At 57.7% G+C, this 21,993-nt stretch carries 15 protein-coding genes and 5 tRNA genes; 19 read left to right on the forward strand and 1 reads right to left on the reverse strand.

The window, feature by feature from the left end; all coding sequences use genetic code 11:
- Positions 1-95: 95 nt before the first annotated feature.
- The 3 genes from H9S92_RS22605 to H9S92_RS03070 all read left to right on the forward strand — a co-directional run bounded on the left by H9S92_RS22605 (position 96) and on the right by H9S92_RS03070 (position 3,450).
- Positions 96-995 (forward strand): T9SS type A sorting domain-containing protein, encoded by a 900-nt coding sequence (locus H9S92_RS22605; RefSeq protein ID WP_222935951.1) that lies wholly within the window; start codon positions 96-98, stop codon positions 993-995.
- A gap of 310 nt (positions 996-1,305) precedes the next feature.
- The gene (locus H9S92_RS03065; protein WP_187465256.1) at positions 1,306-2,178 is read left to right on the forward strand and encodes a hypothetical protein; all 873 of its coding nucleotides are present in this window, start codon (positions 1,306-1,308) and stop codon (positions 2,176-2,178) included.
- Positions 2,179-2,304: 126 nt separating this feature from the next.
- On the forward strand, positions 2,305-3,450 hold the full coding sequence (locus H9S92_RS03070; protein ID WP_187465257.1) for an adenylosuccinate synthetase: 1,146 nt from the start codon (positions 2,305-2,307) through the stop codon (positions 3,448-3,450).
- Here the strand turns inward: H9S92_RS03070 and ftcD are convergent.
- Positions 3,436-4,416, reverse strand: coding sequence for a glutamate formimidoyltransferase (gene ftcD / locus H9S92_RS03075; protein ID WP_187465258.1), 981 nt, complete (start codon positions 4,414-4,416; stop codon positions 3,436-3,438). The genes H9S92_RS03070 and ftcD overlap by 15 nt on opposite strands.
- A gap of 103 nt (positions 4,417-4,519) precedes the next feature.
- On the opposite strand from ftcD, the gene H9S92_RS03080 reads away from it, so the two are divergent.
- The 16 genes from H9S92_RS03080 (at position 4,520) to rpoC (ending at position 21,490) form a co-directional block, all read left to right on the forward strand.
- Positions 4,520-5,542 (forward strand): tetratricopeptide repeat protein, encoded by a 1,023-nt coding sequence (locus tag H9S92_RS03080; RefSeq protein WP_187465259.1) that lies wholly within the window; start codon positions 4,520-4,522, stop codon positions 5,540-5,542.
- Positions 5,543-5,702: 160 nt separating this feature from the next.
- Complete coding sequence (locus tag H9S92_RS22610) at positions 5,703-6,665, forward strand: tyrosine-type recombinase/integrase (RefSeq protein ID WP_187465260.1); 963 nt, start codon at positions 5,703-5,705, stop codon at positions 6,663-6,665.
- 105 nt (positions 6,666-6,770) lie between these two features.
- Positions 6,771-6,846: transfer RNA gene (locus H9S92_RS03090), tRNA-Thr, on the forward strand.
- A 50-nt stretch (positions 6,847-6,896) separates the two neighbouring features.
- Positions 6,897-6,981: transfer RNA gene (locus H9S92_RS03095), tRNA-Tyr, on the forward strand.
- A 105-nt stretch (positions 6,982-7,086) separates the two neighbouring features.
- Positions 7,087-7,159: transfer RNA gene (locus tag H9S92_RS03100), tRNA-Gly, on the forward strand.
- A 46-nt stretch (positions 7,160-7,205) separates the two neighbouring features.
- Positions 7,206-7,277 (forward strand) — tRNA-Thr (locus H9S92_RS03105).
- Positions 7,278-7,435: 158 nt separating this feature from the next.
- Positions 7,436-8,632, forward strand: coding sequence for an elongation factor Tu (gene tuf, locus H9S92_RS03110; protein ID WP_187465261.1), 1,197 nt, complete (start codon positions 7,436-7,438; stop codon positions 8,630-8,632).
- Positions 8,633-9,087: 455 nt separating this feature from the next.
- Positions 9,088-9,160 (forward strand) — tRNA-Trp (locus tag H9S92_RS03115).
- A gap of 414 nt (positions 9,161-9,574) precedes the next feature.
- Positions 9,575-9,766, forward strand: a complete 192-nt coding sequence (gene secE / locus H9S92_RS03120) for a preprotein translocase subunit SecE (protein WP_187465262.1) — start codon at positions 9,575-9,577, stop codon at positions 9,764-9,766.
- Between the two features lie 12 nt (positions 9,767-9,778).
- Positions 9,779-10,324, forward strand: a complete 546-nt coding sequence (nusG, locus tag H9S92_RS03125) for a transcription termination/antitermination protein NusG (protein ID WP_187465263.1) — start codon at positions 9,779-9,781, stop codon at positions 10,322-10,324.
- Positions 10,325-10,398: 74 nt separating this feature from the next.
- On the forward strand, positions 10,399-10,842 hold the full coding sequence (rplK, locus tag H9S92_RS03130; RefSeq protein WP_187465264.1) for a 50S ribosomal protein L11: 444 nt from the start codon (positions 10,399-10,401) through the stop codon (positions 10,840-10,842).
- A 124-nt stretch (positions 10,843-10,966) separates the two neighbouring features.
- Positions 10,967-11,659, forward strand: a complete 693-nt coding sequence (gene rplA, locus H9S92_RS03135; RefSeq protein ID WP_187465265.1) for a 50S ribosomal protein L1 — start codon at positions 10,967-10,969, stop codon at positions 11,657-11,659.
- Positions 11,660-11,685: 26 nt separating this feature from the next.
- Positions 11,686-12,216, forward strand: a complete 531-nt coding sequence (gene rplJ, locus H9S92_RS03140) for a 50S ribosomal protein L10 (protein ID WP_187465266.1) — start codon at positions 11,686-11,688, stop codon at positions 12,214-12,216.
- A 113-nt stretch (positions 12,217-12,329) separates the two neighbouring features.
- Positions 12,330-12,710, forward strand: coding sequence for a 50S ribosomal protein L7/L12 (gene rplL / locus H9S92_RS03145; protein ID WP_187465267.1), 381 nt, complete (start codon positions 12,330-12,332; stop codon positions 12,708-12,710).
- Positions 12,711-13,093: 383 nt separating this feature from the next.
- A complete protein-coding gene (gene rpoB, locus H9S92_RS03150) occupies positions 13,094-16,918 on the forward strand; it encodes a DNA-directed RNA polymerase subunit beta (RefSeq protein WP_187465268.1) in 3,825 nt (1,274 codons plus the stop codon).
- A 210-nt stretch (positions 16,919-17,128) separates the two neighbouring features.
- Positions 17,129-21,490 (forward strand): DNA-directed RNA polymerase subunit beta', encoded by a 4,362-nt coding sequence (rpoC, locus tag H9S92_RS03155; RefSeq protein WP_187465269.1) that lies wholly within the window; start codon positions 17,129-17,131, stop codon positions 21,488-21,490.
- The last annotated feature ends 503 nt before the right edge of the window (positions 21,491-21,993 follow it).

Consider the following 21,993-nt stretch of genomic DNA (forward strand, 5'->3'; position numbering starts at 1 on the left):
CTACGGGTCCCCTAGTCGCTCAACCCACTCAATTTACATTCCCGGCGGGGTGCGTTGCCCCCGATCCCATAGGCGCAGAAGGCGTCCCCTTTGCAGTGACCGCACAGGTAGACGGTGTAGATGCTTCTGCATCAGGAGACTGGATAGGTGTTTTTAATGGCAACGGCGATCTGGTTGGCCGGGGTAATGTCAAAAATTTCTTCCGCAACGGTATTCAAGTAGTGGGGGCCACTCTGACATTGCGCGCCCAGGCTGGAAGCAACAACTGTCCAACCTTTGTGGAAGCGCCAGAGCTGACCGTTCAACTATTTGACGCTAGTTCTGGGAACTACCTCCTAGCAGGTAATTCTGTTTTCATCGCCGTGAACGACAACGGAGAAATCAACGGCCCCGACGGCACTGGCGCTACAGCGGACAACTTCAACTTCCTGACCGCCTCCCTCCCCGTAACCCTCCAAAACTTCAACGCCAACACCGTCGACCGCACGGTAGCGCTGAGCTGGGCTACCAGTCAGGAAACGGACAACAGCCACTTTGAAGTTGAGCGCTCTGCCAACCCCGCCGAAGGTTTTACCTACGTCGGCAAGGTACTTGGCAACGAAACGACCGACCGGGCCAACAACTACGCTTTCGTCGACAACAACCCCGCCGAAGGTATGAACTACTACCGCCTCAAGCAAGTAGACTTCAGCGGTAGCTTTGAGTACAGTTCCATCGTGGTGGCCGAACTCGAGCAAGCCGCCGAGACCAGCGTTTCCGTCTTCCCCAACCCCACCGCTTCCAACGGCCGGATCACCATCCGCCTCAACGGTGGCTGGGCCAAAGGCGCAACGACCCTGAACCTCTACGACGCCAGCGGCCGCCAGGTCGCCCAGTGGCAGCAGCAGAGCAACGGCAGCCTCAATACCGAACTGCCCGCCCTCCCCGCTGGCCTCTACCAGCTGGTTGCTTCCGACGGCCAGGCCCGCGAGACCGCCCGCGTTCTCGTCCGCTAAGCCCCCTACGCCTTTTTGGCAACGGCAAAGCCGCGCCCAGACCCTGTTCTGGCGCGGCTTTGTTCGTTTCCTCCCCAGCCCCAAGAGAGATTTGTGCGGGCGCGACCGCAGGTGCAAGGAAAAAACCAAAAGCGGGGATGGACAAAAAGCCAATCCACCATCCTTTTCTGCCCATGCCCACCTCTTCTTCCCTGATTTGCTACAGGTTTTTTTGTTAAAATTCAGTACTTAGTTTGTTTTTTAAGTAAAGAAGGACTAAATTTACATTCTCAAGATAGCTTAATAATAAAACTAACTAAATTCATTCGTTATGGGTTACGGAAAATGGTCTTCCGCTGAGTACAGTTCCTTCCGCTCCAGCTACGCAGGAAAGAGCCGCGACGACATCTTCACCGCCAACAAGCACCGCCGCATTGACCCCAAGCTGGATCCCTTCCGCGTAGGTATGCGCGAGAGCCGGGACTCCGTGGAGCACCCCAACAGCCTGGCCATCGCGGTCTTTCTCGACGTAACGGGTTCCATGGGCCACATTCCCCACGATCTGGTGGCCAACCAACTTGGGGCGCTCATGGATACGCTTACCGACCACGGCGTCCAGGACCCCCAGTTGATGTTCTCTGCCGTGGGCGACCACCGCTGCGACAAAGCGCCACTTCAGTTTGGCCAATTCGAGTCGAGCACCCAGCTGGTCAACGACGGCCTGAGCCGTCTTTTCCTGGAGGGTGGGGGAGGAGACGCTCCCGAAAGCTACCTCCTGGCCTGGCACGCCGCCGCCCGGCATACCAGCATCGACTGCTGGGAAAAGCGGCAGCAGAAAGGATTTCTCTTCACCGTGGGGGACGACACCAGCCACACCACTTTTGAAGGGCAGTTGCAGGCCCAACTCTTCGGCTACTCCGGGGCACAGACGCTTACCGACCAGCAGTTGCTGGCCGAGGCCCAACAACGCTACCACGTCTTCCACGTTCACGTCGGGAAGAACAATGAGCAAAGCAACCCCAGGGTCACCAATTACTGGCAGCCGCTGCTGGGCAAGCGTTTCATTACCCTGGCCGACTACCGGCAGCTCGGTTTGCTGGTAGCGATGGTGGTTGCCATTCTCACCGGCAGCCCCGCCGAAACGGTGATCAGCAAGCAAGCCCCCGGTTTACAAAGGTCAGTTGGAGACGCCCTGCTGGCCTAAGCATCCTGGCCGTGCCAAATAACGGGGGATCCTCCGGTATAGCCCGCTGGTCCAGAAATAATCCCCTACCTCCCTTTTTTTACCGGCCCCGGACCTCTCGTCCGGGAGTCCCTTACTTCCTTTCCAATGAAAAGCAGCATCGTTCTTGGCCTGGGCTTCGGAGACGAAGGAAAAGGCGTAGTTACCGACTGGCTCTGCCGCCAGGCGCAACGGCCCCTCGTGGTTCGTTTCAGCGGGGGGCACCAGGCGGGCCACACGGTGGTTGACGGTGCCGGCAGGTCGCACGTATTCAGCAACTTCGGAGCAGGAACGCTGGCGGGGGCGGCGACTTTCTGGAGCAGCTACTGTACTTTTCATCCCGTAGGCGTTGCCAATGAGCACCGGGCCCTGGTCGATCTGGGTCTGGCTCCGGTGCTGTACGTGGCAGGGTTGGCGGCGGTGACCACTCCGTACGACCTGCTCTACAACCGGGTGCTGGAGGCTAACCAACGCCACGGCAGTTGTGGGCTTGGCTTTGGAGCCACCGTTGCCCGCCACGCAGGGCCGCATAAACTCCACGTGATGGATTTATTCGACGACTTCGTGCTGGAGCAAAAGCTGGGCAGCGTAGCGGCTTACTACCGGCAGTTGGGAGTTTCCTTCGCAGAGGAGGTATTGGAGCAGCAGCTGGAGGATTTTTACCGGGCCGTCGATTATTGCCGTACCGCCATTCATTGCACCTGCGGCCGCGCCCACTTTAAAAACGCCGCTGACCACTACGACTCGCTGATCTTTGAGGGAAGCCAGGGCTTGTTGCTGGACCAGGAATTCGGCTATTTTCCCCACGTTACGCGCGCTCACGTGAGCAGCCGAAACGCCCTGGAAATGATCCGGGAATATGGTCTGCCCGAGCCCCAGGTGTTTTACGTAACCCGGGCCTACCAAACCCGCCACGGCAACGGACCGCTCACGCTTGAACATCTGGCACCACAACTGCACCCGACGCCCTACGAAACCAATGTGCATAACCCCTGGCAGGGCGAGCAACGCCGTAGTTTGCTGGACCTTAACCAACTCCGTTACGCCCTATCGGCCGATGCCCAGTACGCGGCTGGCCTGGCCCGTCAGCTGGTGGTTACCTGCCTGGACCAACTCGACGGCCCCTGGTGGGTCAGCGACGACGACCGCCGGACGACCCTGGATACGGTCTCCGAACTGGCCCACCGTCTGGGAGGCCACTGGCAAAACTGCTACGGCAACTACGGCCAGGCGGGGAACTTAGTGGCTGGCTAGGAGGGCCTCCAGTACCCGCTCCCGCCAGTTGAAGGGGGTCAGATCTCCCAGCCCCAAGACTTCCACGGCTGCGTCCAGCTCTTCCTCCCGATCGCCGCTGAAACTAAAGGCCTTCCCCGCCCGGCGCAGGTAGCGCTCGGGGATGAGGCCAATTAATTCGGATCCGGTGACGTCGGCTCCCATTTCTTTGGCCAGGCTGACGGCGGTGAGGTAGACTTTGGCGAGGTCCGTTTTCTCGGCGTCCACCACGTTGCAGCTGATCTGGCAGCGGCCGTACTCGGGCAGGTGCCAGCCAATGGCCCGCAGGCCGGGGAAAAGCCCGGGTTTGCCCTGGCTGCCGCTGCCGCGCAGTTTGGCCGCCAGGGCCTTGGCCGTAGCCAGGGGGACGTTGGGCGCGAGGTTGATGTTCCACGCGATGAGAAAAGGGCGGGCCCCCAAAACGGTGGCTCCGAAGGTGGGGTTGTAGCGCGGACCGAAGTCGGGCAGCCACGCCGGATCTTTTACCTTTTCGGCGAGCCCTTCGTACCCGCCCCGGCGGATATCGGCCAGGTTGGCACGGTGGGCAGCGGTGGCGGAGGCAGCGTAGAGAAAGACCGGGATGCCCAAACTTTCTCCCAGTTCCTGGCCCAGCACCTGCGTCAGCGCCACTACTTCGGGCAGGCTGATGCCGGAGATGGGAACGAACGGGCAGACATCCACCGCCCCAATGCGGGGATGCTCGCCGTGGTGGGTGCGCATGTCGATGCGCTCAGCGGCCACCGAGTAAACCAAGCGGGCGGCGTCAACCACGGCCTGCGGACGGCCGGCGAAGGTGAAGACCGTACGGTGGGCCCCCGCACCTACGTCCTGGTGCAGGAGCATACACCCGGGAACCGACTCAATGGCCGCCGCAAACGCCGCCAGCGTAGTGGCGTTGCGCCCTTCGGAGACGTTGACGATGCATTCTAAAAGGGGAGACTTCGGCATGCGGGAAGCGCGTAAGAGGGCAATGAATTGGGGTAATCCTGCGCAGTCCATCCCGGGGCTGCCCGCGCTGCACTACCTTTGCGGGCCAAAATACCCCAATTGCATGAATCCGACCCTGCTGCGTTCCCTGGCCTTCCTTCTGCTGGCACTGGCTTACTTGGGGTGTACCTCCAACGATAAACCCGCCGCAGAGGTTTCAACGGGCACCGGTGACCCGGGGATTGACCGCATCTCGGCGGCTCTCCTGACCGATTCGCTCAACGCTGACCTCTACGCCCAGCGCGCCACCATGTGGTACGACAAAGAAAACTACGATGCCGCGATAATGGACATGCAGCGTGCCCTCCAGCTGGACAGTACCAACATCGACTACCACTACAACCTGAGCGACGTTTACCTCGATTATTACCGCAGCCGCCTGGCGTTGCGCACGCTTGAGCGGGCCGCGCTCCTCGACCCCAACCGGGTGGAAACCCAGTTGCGCCTGGCCGAAACCCAACTCGTCCTGAAGCAGTACGACGATGCCCTGCGCTCCCTCAACGAAGTCACCCGCCTCGACCCCCGCAACCCCGATGCCTACCTTTTACTCAGCCAGACCTTTCTGGAAACGGGAGATACCGCGCGGGCCATCAAATCGGCGGAAGAAGCAACCGAAATAGACCCGGATATGGCCGATGCCTTCATCATTTTGGGGCAGCTTTTATTTGCGAAAGGCCTGCCGCGGGCGGGGGATTACTTTGACGCGGCCGTGGCCATCGACCCCACCAACGTGTACGCTCTCCACGCCAAGGCCGACTTTCTGCGGGATTCGGAGCGTTTGCCGGAGGCTATTGCCACCTACCGCTCGGCGAGTTTGGCCGATCGGCAGTACGTGGCGGGCTACTTCAACGCGGGCCTCTTGCTGATGGAGATGGACAGCCTGGAAGCGGCGCTGCGGGAGTTCGACCTGGTGGTGAAAAACGATCCCCTGCACATTCGCGGCTTCTTTTTCCGCGGCTACGCCTACGAAAAACTCGGGCAACTGGCCCAGGCCAAGGAAAACTACGAGGTGGCCCTGCGCTTTGCCCCCGATTATGAACTGGCGCTGGAAGGCCTGGAGCGTATCACCAGCGTGACCCCTCAGTAACACCCAGAGGGTACTATGGCGCGGTCGCAGGTGCCCCCCAACCCCCAAAGGGGGAGAGCGGACAAGGAGCAGTGGAAGGTTCCCAACCCCATCCCTCCCCGGAACCTTCGATACCCTTACCATATATAAGGTGTAACTTAGCCAAAGAAAAGCCTGCCCAGTGAACTTCCACGAATTCCTAGCTCACCTTACGCACCAACGGCGGGTCAGTCCGCACACCCTGGCGGCCTACCGGACGGATCTGGGCCAGTTTGCGGCTTACTGCGCCCAGGAGTTTGGGGTGGTGGCTGCGGCGGCGGTCAGTCGCGATATGCTCAAGGCCTGGCTGGCCAGCCTGATGCAGGAGCAATTGGCCCCGGCATCGATCCGTCGTAAACTTTCGGCCATCAAAGCCTTTTACGCCTACCGCCACCAGCGGGGCCACCAGGCGGAGAACCCCACCTTGCGCATTCCCACCCCTAAGCTGGGCCGGCGTTTACCATCTACCGTTGCGGAGGGTGACCTGCGCCGTCTTTTTGCGGCTTTCCCCGACCCGGCGGTCAATCAAGACTTTGGTTTGCTCCGCGACCACCTTATCCTGGCTTTGCTCTACCAGACGGGGGTGCGACGGGCGGAACTCATTGGCCTGCGCTGGGAGGACGTGGACTTGTACCAGCGCCGCATTTCCGTAGTAGGCAAGGGCAATAAGCAGCGCCTGATTCCCTTCGGTCCCGGCCTGGCGGAACTGCTGGAAGCCTACGGGGCACTGCGGGTTGCGGCTTTCCCCGATGCCGGGGTAGCAGAACTGTTGCTGACCGACCGGGGGAAGAGCCTGTACCCCAAGCTGGTGTACAACCTGGTGACCAGCTACCTGGGGGGTGTTACCACGGAGGAAAAGAAGAGCCCCCACGTCCTGCGCCACTCCTTTGCCACTCAATTGCTGGAGGGTGGTGCGGACCTCAACGCGGTCAAAGAGTTGCTGGGGCACGCCAATCTGGCCGCTACCCAGCTTTACACCCACAACAACATCGAACGTTTGCGGGACATTTACCGGCAGGCGCACCCCGAAGGCGGAGGCAAAGGAGTGGAAAAGGGCCCGGAAACACCCAATGCGGCAGAAAGAAAAGCTGCAACTAAAAAATAAATTCGGAGTGTTTTGTGAATTGTGAGAAACAACTTACCTTTGCAATCGCTTTTGGAAAACGTCCTAAAGTTGACTTGAAAAACAGGTATTGATCACCGGCAAAACGCCGATATAGCTCAGTTGGTAGAGCAGCTGATTTGTAATCAGCTGGTCGGCGGTTCGAGTCCGTCTATCGGCTCCAGAGCGGTCAGGCTTCGGCCTGGTCTTGCGGGTGATCAGTTAAAAATACCGGGGGGTGCGCTACAGTTGGAGAGGTAGGACGGACTGTAAATCCGTTGTTTCGGCTGAGTAGGTTCGAATCCTACCACCCCCACCATTGTTTAATACGGTTGATTTGAATTTGACACTAAGCATGGGGCCCGCCTGGAAACGTGGTACCTTTTGCTTGCTTCAGGTGTTGAGTTCTGCCGGTTAAACGCTTGCGGAAGTAGCTCAGTTGGTAGAGCATCAGCCTTCCAAGCTGAGGGTCGCGGGTTCGAGCCTCGTCTTCCGCTCTAATTTCAAGGGCCGTAATGTCGGCCCTTAGTTTTTTGACAGTTTGCCGACGTAGCTCAGGGGTAGAGCACTTCCATGGTAAGGAAGGGGTCGTGAGTTCAAATCTCACCGTTGGCTCATCACGTTAGTGGTGGCGCAATGCATGCTTTCGGGCGGCAAAGTATCTGCTTAACTGACAAGATAAGCTTTGGGGAATTCCCCGGGGCTGGGGCGGCCGGGGTGCGGTTCGCACCCTGATCAAACTAGTTTTTTAATCCCCTAAATACTTACCAGTAATGGCTAAGGAACAATTTAACAGAAGCAAGCCGCACGTAAACATTGGTACCATCGGTCACGTCGACCACGGTAAGACCACCCTGACTGCTGCCATCACCACCGTTCTTGCTGCCGCTAACGGTGGCGGTAAGATCATGTCTTACGACAGCATCGACTCTGCTCCTGAGGAGAAAGAGCGCGGTATCACGATCAACACGGCCCACGTCGAGTACGAAACGGCCAATCGTCACTACGCTCACGTTGACTGCCCCGGCCACGCTGACTACGTAAAGAACATGGTTACGGGTGCTGCCCAGATGGACGGAGCTATCCTCGTGGTTGCTGCTACCGACGGCCCCATGCCCCAAACCCGCGAGCACATCCTTCTCGCCCGCCAGGTAGGAGTTCCCAACATCGTGGTCTTCATGAACAAGGCTGACCTTGTTGATGACCCCGAGATGCTCGAGCTCGTGGAGATGGAAGTTCGTGACTTGCTCTCTACCTACGAGTACGACGGCGACAACGCCAGCGTAATCATCGGTTCTGCCCTCAAAGCACTCGAAGGCGACGCCGAGGGAGTAAAGCAGGTTCAGGATCTGATGGCTGCCGTAGACAAAGACATCGCCGAGCCCGAGCGCCTGGTTGACCTTCCCTTCCTGATGCCCGTTGAGGACGTGTTCTCAATCACGGGCCGTGGTACCGTTGCTACCGGCCGTATCGAGCGCGGTGTGATCAACGTAGGTGACCCGGTAGAAATCATCGGTATGATGGAGAAAGGCAAAGTCCTCACCTCTACCATCACCGGTGTGGAAATGTTCCGCAAGCTCCTCGATCGTGGTGAAGCTGGTGACAACGCCGGTCTCCTCCTCCGCGGTATCGACAAAACTGCCATCAAGCGCGGAATGGTTATCTGTAAGCCCAAGTCCGTAAAGCCCCACACCAACTTCAAGTGTGAGGTTTACGTCCTCTCCAAAGAGGAAGGTGGCCGCCACACGCCATTCTTCAACGGCTACCGCCCCCAGTTCTACTTCCGTACCACGGACGTAACCGGGGACGTGAAGCTCCCCGATGGCGTAGAAATGGTAATGCCAGGTGACAACGTAACCCTGACGGTTACGCTCCTCGCTGAGATCGCCATGGAAAAAGGCCTTCGTTTCGCTATCCGCGAAGGTGGCCGCACCGTAGGTGCCGGTCAGGTTACTGAAATTCTCGACTAGGATGTGTCTTGGGCTTCGGCTCAAATCATTACCAAGTCAATAATCTTGAAAGTTAAGTGCTCAATTTCGAGCACTTAACTTTCATTTTCTTAGGAAAGTCGTACTTTTGCGGCCGATTAGGAAGGACTCCACCCTGAACGCAGGGCTGGAAAAACAAAATCACCCACGGGCGTAGCTCAATTTGCCTACGGCAGCTACTTCGTGGTGGTAGAGCACTGGTCTCCACCGCCGCTAAGACAGCCACGCAGTGCAAACCAGGGGCTGGGCTCCTCGCTCCCCTGAACGCAGGGCTGGAAAAACAAAATCACCCACGGGCGTAGCTCAATTTGCCTACGGCAGCTACTTCGTGGTGGTAGAGCACTGGTCTCCACCGCCGCTAAGGCAGCCACGCAGTGCAAACCAGGGGCTGGGCTCCTCCCTCCCCTGAACGCAGGGCTGGAAAAACAAAATCACACACGGGCGTAGCTCAATCGGTAGAGCACTGGTCTCCAAAACCAGGGGCTGGGAGTTCGAGTCTCTCCGCCCGTGCAAGTTAAAAGGCTGTTGAACGAAACGGTCTTACTCATTCACGAACGGAAAGATGTACTCTCCAGGCACCAGGTCTCCAACCGCCGCAGGCAGCCGCGTAGCGAAACCAGGGGCTGGGAGTTCGAACTTAGCGAAGCGGTCTCACGGCCGTACGCAGTAGGACGTAGTCTCTCCGCCCGTGCAAGTTAAAAGGCTGTTGAACGAAACAGTCTTCCTTATTCACGAACGGAAAGATGTACTCTCCAAGCACCAGGTCTCCAACCGCCGCAGGCAGCCGCGTAGCGAAACCAGAGGCTGGGAGTTCGAACTTAGCGAAGCGGTCTCACGGCCGTACGCAGTAGGACGTAGTCTCTCCGCCCGTGCAAGTTCTCGGAAAGAAAGGCTCCGCAAGGAGCCCTTCCAAACCTTTATAACATGGACAAATTCGGACTTTATCTGCGGGAAAGCTACAACGAACTGGTACACAACGTGACCTGGCCGAGCTATAAAACCTTGCAGACCAACACCATCCTGGTCCTTGCTGGCTCCGCGATTTTTGCCCTCGTCATCTTCTTCATGGATGTGATTTGGGACAACCTCGTCACCTTCATCTACGACTTGGTTTAATCGACGGAAGTAATGGCAGTAACTAAATGGTACTCGCTGCGGGTAATCAGCGGCAAGGAAAAAAAGATCAAGGAGCGCATCGAAAAAGAGATCGCCCGGAATCAGTGGGAAGACCACGTGATGAAGGTCGTGGTGCCCACCGAGAAGGTCTACAAGATCCGCGCTGGTAAGAAGGTGATCTCCGACCGGAACATCCTTCCCGGGTACATTTTGGTCGAGGCCGATCCTTACGCGCTGAACGCAGAATTGGTGGATGCCATCACCAGCCTGCCCAATGTCATTCACTTCCTGGGCAAGAGCGAGCCCATCCCCATGCGGGAGGCAGAGGCCAACCGCCTGCTTGGCAAGGTGGACGAAAGTCTTGAAGCGGGTGACACCATGATTGAGCCGTTCATCGAAGGGGAAACGGTAAAAATCATCGATGGCCCATTCAACGAATTCGTCGGAGATATTCAGGAGGTCAACGAAGAAAAGAAAAAACTGAAAGTGATTGTAAAAATCTTTGGCCGTGGTACGGAAGTTGAACTGAACTTCATGCAGGTCGAAAAGCAATCCTAACCTAATTATTCATCCAAAAGTCGGAGAGTGATGGATTCCTCCCTCATTCGTCGGTACGACACAAATCAGCTACAATGGCTAAGGAAGTAGACGTTAAAATTAAACTTCAGGTCAAAGGCGGTGCCGCCAACCCTGCTCCCCCCGTCGGTCCTGCACTGGGCTCTAAGGGCGTGAACATTATGGAATTCTGCAAGCGCTTCAACGCTGCTACGCAGGATAAGCAAGGCAAAATCCTGCCCGTAATTATTTCAGTGTACAAAGACAAGTCTTTTGACTTCGTCGTAAAAACCCCGCCAGCCCCCATCCAATTGCTGGAAGCTGCCAAGGTCAAGAGCGGTTCTAAAGAGCCTAACCGGATCAAGGTGGCCAAGGTCACTTGGGCGCAAGTCCAGGCCATCGCCGAAGACAAAATGGCGGACCTGAACTGTTTCCAGCTCGACAGTGCCATGAAAATGGTAGCGGGCACGGCACGCTCCATGGGCATTACCGTAACGGGCACGCCCCCCTGGAACGCCTAAGCAGCAGTTGCTCCGTACCGCAGCAGTGGTGCGGAACCCAGGCTTCCACTCATCAATCGCATTTTATCATTCACAGTAGGGAGCATGCCTCCGGGCGTGCGCTTCACCTCAAATTTTTATCATAATGGCTAAACTTAGCAAAGCGCGGAAAGCCGCCGCCGAAAAGGTCGACGCCGCGAAGCAGTACACCCTCTCCGAGGCCATGGCTCTCGTTAAAGAGATCAACACTGCCAAGTTCGACGCTTCGGTTGACGTTCACGTCCGCCTGGGAATTGACCCCCGCAAACCCGACCAAGCCCTCCGGGGTACCGTAACCCTGCCCCACGGCACGGGTAAGGTAAAGCGGGTAATCGCCTTCGTCACCGCCGACAAAGAAAAGGAAGCACTCGACGCGGGTGCGGACTACGTCGGGCTGGACGATCTGGTCAACAAAGTAGCCGACGGTTGGACGGACTTCGACGTTGTTGTGGCCATGCCACAGACGATGGCGAAAGTAGGTCGCCTCGGTCGCGTACTCGGCCCCCGTGGCCTCATGCCTAACCCTAAAACGGGTACGGTAACGATGGACGTAGGCCAGGCCATCACCGACGTTAAAGGCGGCAAGATCGCCTTCCGCGTAGATAAATTCGGGATCATCCACAGCAGCGTTGGCCGCGTTGGCTTTACCCCTGAACAACTGAAGGACAACGCCGACGAGCTCCTCACCACGCTCGTACGCATGAAGCCCTCCAGTTCCAAAGGGACCTACGTCAAATCCGTAACGGTAGCTTCAACCATGAGCCCCGGCATCAAGGTGGACCCCAAAACCGTTGTTTAACCGTCCCCCCCTCAAACTAACTTACCATGACTAAGACAGATAAAGGAGCGGCAATCGAGCAGCTCAAGGAGCGATTCGAGAACAACGAGTTCTTCTACATCGCCGATGCATCTACGCTGGACGCGGAGCGCACGACCGAACTCCGGAGAATGCTTTTCGCAAAAGGCATCTCCATGCAGGTGGTGAAAAACACCCTGGCCCGCAAGGCCCTGGAGCAATTGCCCGTAGAAAACAACTACAGCGCCGTTTTTGACACCCTCAAAGGCCCCACCGCGCTGCTGTTCACTGAGGTAGCCAATGCGCCGGCGAAGGTCCTCAAAGAGTTCCGTGGCAAAGACGGTGAGCGCCCCATCCTCAAGGCCGCCTACATCGCCAGCGCCGTCTACAAAGGCGACGATCAACTGGATAACCTGGCCAAGCTGAAATCGCGCGAAGAAATGCTTTCCGACCTGGTCACGCTGCTGCAAAGCCCGATGCAAAACCTGCTCGGTGCCCTCAACAGCGGTGGCAGCAAGGTGGCTGGCCTGCTCAAGACGCTCGAAGAACGCGGCGCCTAGGCTTCCCTTACTCCCGGTGCTGCCCAACGCAGCATCGAACACTCACAATTCTCTGGCTTCCAAGCTGATATTACGCGATCTACTCGTAAATCACTTTTAAATACTTTTTTATTATGGCAGACGTAAAAGCAATTGCCGAATCCCTCGTAAACCTCACCATCAAAGAGGTAACTGAGTTGGTAACCATCATGAAGGACGAGTACGGCATTGAGCCTGCTGCCGCCGCGGTAGCGGTTGCTGCAGGTCCTGCTGGCGGTGGAGGCGACGATGCCCCCGCCGAAAAGACCGAATTCGACGTAGTGATGACCTCCGCCGGTGGCGAGAAACTCAAGGTTGTCAAAGAAGTCAAGACCCTCCTCGGTCTGGGCCTCAAAGAAGCTAAGGAACTCGTAGACAGCGCCCCTTGCAACATCAAGGAAGGTGCTTCTAAGAGCGAGGCCGAAAGCATGAAGGCAACCCTCGAGGGTGTAGGTGCTTCCATCGAGCTGAAGTAATTCGGCTCACTGCTCAAGAAATAGTAGGGGGCGTCAGGCCGATTCGGTTTGCGCCCCCGCTACTTCTTCTCTAAAAGGAACGAAGGGTTCCTTTTACGGCTTAGCGGATGGTTTATCCAGCTAGGCCATTTGCGTATAACGCCCCGCAGGCATCCAGCCTCCGAATGCCCAACTTTCGGAACGGTACTTACGGGTTTCGGGCTACGCGTACCATCCAAGAATTTCCCCCAGGGTAAAACTTTTTGGGAGTAAAAGTTGTCTTATCAATTCGCACTCCCTATTCCCGCCCGGGCTAATGTGCCCGGTCCCCCCCCCTTAAATCCCTCGAAAGCTGGCCACCGCGGAAGGTCAGTGCTCGAGCATAATACAAAGGAAAACTGCTAATGACGTCAAACGGCCAGATCCTTAATGCTGAAGAACAACGGGTTAGCTTCGGTAAAATTAAGTTAACCGATCATTCTCCCGATCTACTAGAAATCCAATTAAAGTCATTCCAGGAATTTTTCCAGCTCGAAACTACGCCCGAAAACCGGGCGCTCGAGGGTCTGTACCGGGTGTTTCAGGAAAATTTCCCGATCTCCGATACCCGGAACATCTTCAACCTGGAATTTCTCGACTACTTCGTCGACCCCCCCCGCTACACCATTCCTGAGTGTATGCAGCGCGGCCTCACCTACAGCGTTCCGCTGAAGGCGAAACTGCGTCTATCGTGTAACGATGAGGAGCACGTCGACTTCCAAACCATCGAGCAGGATGTGTTTCTGGGGAATATCCCCTACATGACCCCCAAGGGCACCTTCGTAATCAACGGTGCAGAACGGGTCATCGTATCCCAGCTGCACCGCAGCCCCGGGGTATTCTTTGGGCAGAACTTCCACCCCAACGGTTCGGCCATCTACTCCGCACGCGTAATCCCCTTCAAGGGAGCGTGGATGGAGTTCGCTACCGACATCAACACGGTGATGTACGCCTACATCGACCGGAAGAAGAAGTTCCCCGTTACTACGCTGCTGCGCGCCATCGGCTTCGATAGCGATAAGTCGATCCTCGACTTGTTTGGCCTGGCCGACGAAGTTCCCAACACCCGCGAAGCACTCACTGCTGCCGTCGGACGCAAACTTGCCGCCCGGGTCCTCAAGGCCTGGACGGAAGACTTCGTTGACGAAGACACCGGTGAGCTCGTCATCCTGGAGCGGAACGAAATCATCCTTGAGCGCGATACCATCCTGACGGAGGAAAACATCGAGGAAATCATCGGCGCGGAAGGCATTGAAACCATCATCCTCCAGAAGGAAGATGTGGGGATGGACTTCGGCATCATCTACAACACCCTCCAGAAAGATCCCTCCAGCTCGGAAATCGAGGCGGTACAGTACATCTACCGCCAGTTGCGCGGCAGTGATCCACCGGACGAAGAGACTGCCCGGGGCATCATCGATAAGTTGTTCTTCAGTGACAAGCGCTACAACCTCGGGGAAGTAGGCCGCTACAAGATCAACCGGAAACTCCAGGCAGGAACCGATGATGAGATCCTGGTACTGACCAAGGAAGACATCATCGCCATCGTTAAGTACCTCGTTGCGCTGATGAACCAGCGGGCCGAGATTGATGACATCGACCACCTGAGCAACCGCCGTGTCCGCACGGTAGGGGAGCAGCTCTACGCTCAGTTTGGCGTAGGTCTGGCCCGGATGGCCCGTACGATCCGCGAACGGATGAACGTACGCGACAACGAGGTCTTCACGCCCATCGACCTGATCAACGCCCGGACCCTCTCCAGCGTCATCAACAGCTTCTTTGGCACCAGCCAGTTGAGCCAGTTCCTCGACCAGACGAACCCCCTTTCCGAAATCACCCACAAGCGGCGGATTTCCGCCCTCGGACCCGGCGGTCTGAGCCGTGAACGCGCTGGCTTTGAGGTGCGCGACGTACACTACAGCCACTACGGCCGCCTGTGTACGATCGAGACGCCGGAAGGACCCAACATCGGTCTGATTTCCACCCTCTGTGTCCACGCGAAGGTGAACAAGATGGGCTTCCTCGAAACGCCCTACCGCGCCGTTGCCGACAGCAAAGTGGTAATGGACGGAGACCCCATCTACCTGAGTGCCGAAGGCGAAGACTTCAAGAAAATTGCCCAGGCCAACTCGCCCATCAACGAACAAGGTGCTTTCCTGAGCGACCGCGTCAAGGCACGGGACCACGGTGACTTCCCCGTACTTGAGCCCAGCGACCTGGAGTTTATGGACGTGGCCCCGAACCAAATCGTGGGTGTTTCGGCGTCCATGATTCCCTTCCTGGAGAACGACGACGCCAACCGGGCCCTGATGGGATCCAACATGCAACGGCAGGCCGTGCCGCTGCTGCGCCCCGCCAGCCCCATTGTGGGTACCGGCCTCGAAGGCAAAGTAGCCCGCGACAGCCGCATGCTCATCAACGCGGAAGGCGACGGGGAAATCGAATACGTAGACGCCAACGAGATCATCGTCCGCTACGAGCGTACCGAAGAAGACCGCCTGGTTTCCTTCGAAGATGACCGCGTAACTTATACCCTGACCAAGTTCCTGCGTACCAACCAGGGTACCTGCGTTAACCTCAAGCCCATCGTACGCCGGGGGCAGAAAGTGCGCAAGGGTCAGATTCTCTGCGACGGTTACGCCACTGAAAAAGGGGAACTTGCCCTTGGACAGAACATGAAGGTGGCCTTCATGCCCTGGAAAGGTTACAACTTCGAAGATGCCATCGTGCTCAGCGAGCGGGTAGTCCGCGAAGACATCTTCACCTCCCTGCACATCGAACACTTCGAAATGGACGTGCGCGATACGAAGCTGGGCGAAGAAGAACTGACCAACGACATCCCGAACGTATCCGAAGAAGCTACCAAAGACCTCGACGAGAACGGCATCATTCGCGTAGGAGCCTGGATCAAGGAAGGCGACATCCTCATCGGTAAAATCACGCCCAAGGGCGAGAGCGACCCGACGCCGGAAGAGAAACTCCTGCGGGCCATCTTCGGTGACAAGGCGGGCGACGTAAAAGACGCCTCTCTCAAAGCCAACCCTTCGCTGAAGGGGGTAGTCATCGGCAAAGACCTTTTCTCCAAGACCAAGAAGGAGCAAACCCAGAAGGACGCGGAGAAAATCAAACTCCAGAAGCTGGAGGATGAGCACAAGATCAACCTCAACAAGCTCAAGACCCGCCTGGTCGACAAAATGGACCAGCTCGTCCGCGGACGCGCCAGCCAGGGTGTCAATACCATCTACGGCGAGTCGGTAGTCCCCAAGGGAGAGAAGTTCACCCAGTCGCTGCTGCGCGACCTCGACTACACGTCGATTGACTACAGCAACTGGACGACGAGCGAAGACCTCAACGCCCTCATTGCCCGCCTGCTGCACAACTACAGCATCAAGGTCAACGAGGAAGTGGGCCGCTACAAGCGGGAGACCTTCAACATCAGCGTTGGTGATGAACTCCCCGCCGGCGTACTCAAGTTGGCCAAAGTATACCTCGCCAAGAAGCGCAAGCTGAAGGTAGGGGATAAACTGGCCGGTCGTCACGGCAACAAAGGAATCGTTTCCCGCATCGTGCGCGATGAGGACATGCCCTTCCTGGAAGACGGAACGCCGGTTGACATCATCCTCAACCCCCTGGGCGTACCCTCGCGGATGAACCTGGGCCAGATTTTCGAGACGGTTCTTGGTTGGGCCGGCGAAAAGCTGGGCATGAAGTTTGGCACGCCGATCTTCGACGGTGCCAGCCAGGCGGAAATCGAGGAGTACATCCAGCAGGCTAAGCTGCCGAGCCTGGGACAGACCTACCTGTACGACGGGGAAACGGGCGACCGCTTCCACCAGCAAGCTACGGTAGGGGTGATCTACATGCTCAAGCTCAGCCACATGGTGGACGACAAGATGCACGCCCGCTCCATTGGCCCCTACAGCCTCATTACCCAGCAGCCGCTCGGTGGTAAGGCCCAGTTCGGTGGCCAGCGCTTCGGCGAGATGGAGGTGTGGGCCCTGGAGGCCTTCGGTGCTTCGCACATCCTGCAGGAGTTGCTGACCATCAAGTCGGACGACATCCAGGGACGCGCCAAGGCCTACGAGGCCATCGTCAAGGGCGACAACCTCCCGGAACCCAACATTCCGGAGTCGTTCAACGTACTGGTCCACGAACTGCGCGGCCTGGCGCTGGACGTGAAGTTCGACTAGCCAGGCGGCAGCCCTTACTGCCCACCGGGGCAGGGCAAAAACGGACCCTTGAACGAGAGGGGACGATTATTTAAAAGTCAGTTTTTTGGGCGCGGACGCAGGTGCCCGGTACTGGATGAGGAGCAATGAACGGTCTGACCTTCCCCCGCTTCGCATCCCTTCCACCGCACCTGCGGCCGCGCCCCAAAAGGCTTTACTATAAAACCAAATATGGCATTCAAGAAGACTAACAGCATCCAGAAGCAGGACTTCGACGCGATCACCATCAGCCTGAGCAGCCCAGACGATATTCTGGAGCGCAGCTTTGGGGAGGTGTTGAAGCCTGAGACCATCAATTACCGCAGCTACAAGCCGGAGCGGGATGGCCTCTTCTGCGAACGGATCTTCGGCCCCGTTAAAGATTACGAATGTTACTGTGGCAAGTACAAGCGCATCCGCTACAAGGGGATCGTTTGTGACCGCTGTGGGGTGGAGGTGACGGAGAAGAAAGTCCGGCGCGAGCGCATGGGCCACATCCGCCTGGTGGTACCCGTGGTACACATCTGGTTCTTCAAGAGCCTCCCCAACAAGATTGCCTACCTGCTGGGCTTCAGCTCCAAGAACCTGGAGAGCATCATTTACTACGAGCGTTACGTGGTGATCAACGCCGGCATCCGCGCCAGCGACGAGATTGAGCACAAGACCTTGCTGACCGAAGAGCAGTACCTCGACATCCTCGAGACCCTGCCCATCGAAAACCAGCAGCTCGAAGATGGCCACCCCGATAAGTTCGTGGCCAAAATGGGTGCGGAAGCCATCCGCGACCTTCTGGAAGGCCTGCAACTGGACATCCTCTCCGACGAACTGCGCCACCAGGCCAGCACCGAAACGAGCCAGCAGCGCAAGAGCGAAGCCCTTAAGCGCCTGCGCGTGGTGGAAGCTTTCCGCGACGCCCAGGCCCACATCATCAACAAGCCGGAATGGACGATCATCCAGTACCTGCCCGTGGTTCCGCCGGAACTGCGTCCGCTGGTGCCCCTGGACGGTGGTCGCTTTGCTTCTTCCGACCTCAACGACCTCTACCGTCGGGTCATCATCCGCAACAACCGCCTGAAGCGTTTGCTGGAGATCAAGGCCCCCGAGGTCATCCTCCGCAACGAAAAGCGGATGCTCCAGGAGGCGGTGGACAGCCTTTTCGACAACAGCCGCAAATCCAACGCCGTAAAAGCGGAGGGTGGCCGTGCGCTCAAGTCGCTGTCCGATATCCTTAAGGGCAAGCAAGGCCGTTTCCGGCAGAACCTGTTGGGTAAGCGGGTAGACTACTCCGGCCGTTCGGTCATCGTAGTAGGCCCTACCCTGAAACTGCACGAGTGTGGTATTCCGAAGGGCATGGCGGCCGAGCTGTTCAAGCCGTTCATCATCCGTAAGCTCATCGAGCGCGGCATCGTCAAGACGGTGAAATCGGCCAAGAAATTGGTGGACCGCAAAGAGCCCGTCATCTGGGAAATCCTGGAGAACATCCTCAAGGGCCACCCCGTACTGCTCAACCGGGCACCTACGCTGCACCGTCTTTCCATCCAGAGCTTCCAGCCGAAGCTCATCGAGGGTAAGGCCATCCAACTGCACCCTCTCGTTTGTTCGGCCTTCAACGCCGACTTCGACGGTGACCAGATGGCGGTGCACGTACCCCTGAGCCAGGCTGCCATCCTCGAGGCCCAGGTGTTGATGCTTTCCAGCCACAACATGCTCAACCCGCAGAACGGTACGCCCGTGACGCTGCCTTCGCAGGACATGGTACTGGGCCTTTACTACATCACCAAGGAGCGGAAAAGCACGCCGGAACGCCCCGTAAAGGGCGAAGGAAAGCGGTTCTATAGCCCCGAGGAGGTAATGATTGCCTACAACGAGGGCCAGCTCGACCTGCACGCCGCCATTAAGGTGCGCGTACCGGTAGAGGATGAAAAGGGCAACCTGGTACTGAAGCTGACCGATACCACCTGCGGGCGGGTCATCTTCAACAGTGCCGTGCCGGATACGGTACCTTACCAAAACGTTCTGCTGACCAAGAAGAACCTGAAAAACGTAATCGGGGACATCATTGAGCGGACCAACTTTGCGGTAACGGCCACCTTCCTGGATAAGATCAAGGACATGGGCTTCCGGTGGGCCTTCAAGGGTGGACTGTCGTTCAACCTCGGTGACCTGATCACGCCCTCCGTTAAGGCCGAGCAGCTGGCCAAAGCCCGCGCCGAAGTGGACGAGGTGATGGACAACTACAACATGGGTCTCATCACCAACAACGAGCGCTACAACCAGATCATCGACAAGTGGACGTACGCGGATAACCAGATCACCAGCACCCTGATGGAGGAGCTTGCCGAGCACAAGCAAGGCTTCAACTCCGTGTACATGATGCTGCACTCCGGTGCCCGCGGTTCCACCCAGCAGATCAAGCAGTTGTGCGGCTTGCGCGGTTTGATGGCTAAGCCTAAAAAGAGCAATGACGCTGGCCCGGCGGTAATCGAAAACCCGATCCTCTCCAACTTCGTAGACGGACTTTCGGTTCTCGAATACTTCATCTCTACGCACGGTGCCCGGAAGGGTCTGGCGGATACGGCCCTTAAGACGGCCGACGCCGGTTACCTCACCCGCCGTTTGGTGGACGTGGCCCAGGACGTAGTTATCGTCACCGACGACTGTGGCACCCTGCGGGGCATCGACACCTCGGCGTTGAAGGAAAACGACAAGGTCATTGAGAGCCTGGAAAGCCGGATTGCCGGCCGCTACGCGCTTGAAGACATTCTGCACCCCGTTACCGACGAGGTGATCGTCAAGGCCGATGAATACATCGACCATAAGACGGCTGCCTACATCGAAGAAGAGGGCGTAGAGGAAGTAACCATCCGCTCCGTTCTTACCTGCGAAACCGAGCGCGGCGTGTGTGCCAAGTGCTACGGCATGAACCTGGCCACCGGCCGCAAGGCGGAGATGGGCGACGCGGTGGGCATCATTGCCGCCCAGTCCATCGGTGAACCCGGAACCCAGCTGACGCTGCGTACCTTCCACGTTGGGGGTACTGCATCGGTGACCCGCCAGGAAAGCGAACTCGTCTCCAAGTTCAACGGACGCATTCAATTCGAAGACATCCGGACGGTAACGGCCAAGAACGACATGGACGAAGAGCAGGAAATCATCCTCTCCCGTTCCGGTGAATTCCGGATCGTCGACCCCGAAACCGGCAAGGTCTTCACCACGCAGCACGTTCCCTACGGTGGCCTGCTGTTCGTGAAAGATGGGCAGGACATCAAGAAAGGCGACGTCATCGTTGAGTGGGACCCCTACAATGCCGTGATCGTTTCTGAATTCAACGGTGTGGCCCGCTTCTCCGATATCGAAGAGGGCATCACCTTCCGTACCGAGCGGGACGAACTGACGGGCTTTGAGGAAAAGGTAGTGATTGAGAGCCGCGACCGGCGCAAAATCCCCACCATCACCATCATGAGCAAAGACGGTGAGGAACTGCGGCAGTACAACCTTCCCGTGGGAGCTTACATCAGCATCAAAGACGGTGCGGGCGTAAAAACGGGTGATAAGATCGTGAAAATCCCCCGTAAGGGTGGTAAGATTGCGGACATCACCGGTGGTCTGCCCCGGGTAACGGAGCTTTTCGAAGCCCGTAACCCCAGCAACCCCGCCGTGGTATCCGAGATCGACGGTATCGTCACCTTCAGCAAAAAGATCAAGCGCGGCAACCGCGAGTTGATCGTGGAAGCCAAAGACGGGCAGGTGCGCAAGTATCTGATCAACCTGAGCAAGCACATCCTGGTCCAGGACCAAGACTTTGTGCGCGCCGGGATGCCGCTCTCCGACGGCGCGATTGCTCCGAAGGACATTCTGGACATCAAAGGCCCCTTCGCCGTGCAGACCTACCTGGTCAACGGCGTACAGGAAGTGTACCGCTCACAGGGCATCACGATCAACAACAAGCACATCGAAGCCATCGTCCGGCAGATGATGCGCCGGGTGCAGATCATGGACCAGGGCGACACCACCTTCCTGGAAGGTGAGGCGGTGGAGCGCTACGAGTTCTTCACGCAGAACGACTGGATCTTCGACAAGAAAGTCATCACCGATCCGGGCGACAGTGAAGTGCTCCGGGCTGGTAAGATCGTGACGATGCGCCAGGTCCGCGAGGAGAACAGCCGTCTGAAGCGCGAAGACCGCAAGATTGCTACCTACCGGGATGCGCAAGCGGCGACGTCGTTCCCCCTCCTGCAGGGCATCACGAAATCGAGCCTCGGTACGCCGAGCTGGATCAGTGCGGCGTCCTTCCAGGAGACCACCAAGGTACTTTCTACGGCGGCCATTGCGGCCAAGCAGGATTACCTCGTTGGCCTGAAGGAGAACGTAATCGTTGGCAAGCGGATTCCTGCGGGAACGGGTATGCGCAAGTACGATCGCCTGTTCGTTACCACCCGCGAAGCCCAGGACCAGTGGGAGGCCCGCCAAGCGGCCTTCGCCGAGGAGGAAGCTTCCATGCGGGAGGCCGAAAACGAGGTACGTACCGTGCGCAGCAATGATATGATGGGGTAATTCTCCCCTTTGAATGCTACTGAAACCTACGCCCCGTCTAGCTGCTTGCTGGCGGGGCGTTGTTGTTTTTTGCTTCGCAGTATTTCATGCTGGGCGCGGGCGCAGGTGCTCCCCCCCGGCCCCCCGAAGGGGGGAGTATGAACGGAGGAGCGGGGGAGGGGGGAGATAACCCTCAGGCGGTTAGGTCGTAGTGTTTTAGTTCTGTACTTCTATAGTTCTGTAGTAGGGTGTTGTCCACTACAGAACTACAATACTACAGAACTACAGAACTATAAAACTGCCTTCTAAAAACCGTTGAAGACCCATTAATGGTGATTATTGCAAGGGCTTAACCTCGCGTTAGGCTGGGGGACGTGCTTAGCCGGGTGATTATCCGGCCCGGGCATGGCTCGTTTGTTCTTTACCTTGCACCTGCGGCCGCGCCCGATGCGAAAAGCAGAGCGGGGACGCGGAAGGAGGGGCCTCCGCCCGGGTTAGGGAATGGGTTACCTAGCCAACGGATA

It is taken from the genome of Neolewinella lacunae, assembly GCF_014349155.1.
Lineage (GTDB): Bacteria > Bacteroidota > Bacteroidia > Chitinophagales > Saprospiraceae > Neolewinella > Neolewinella lacunae.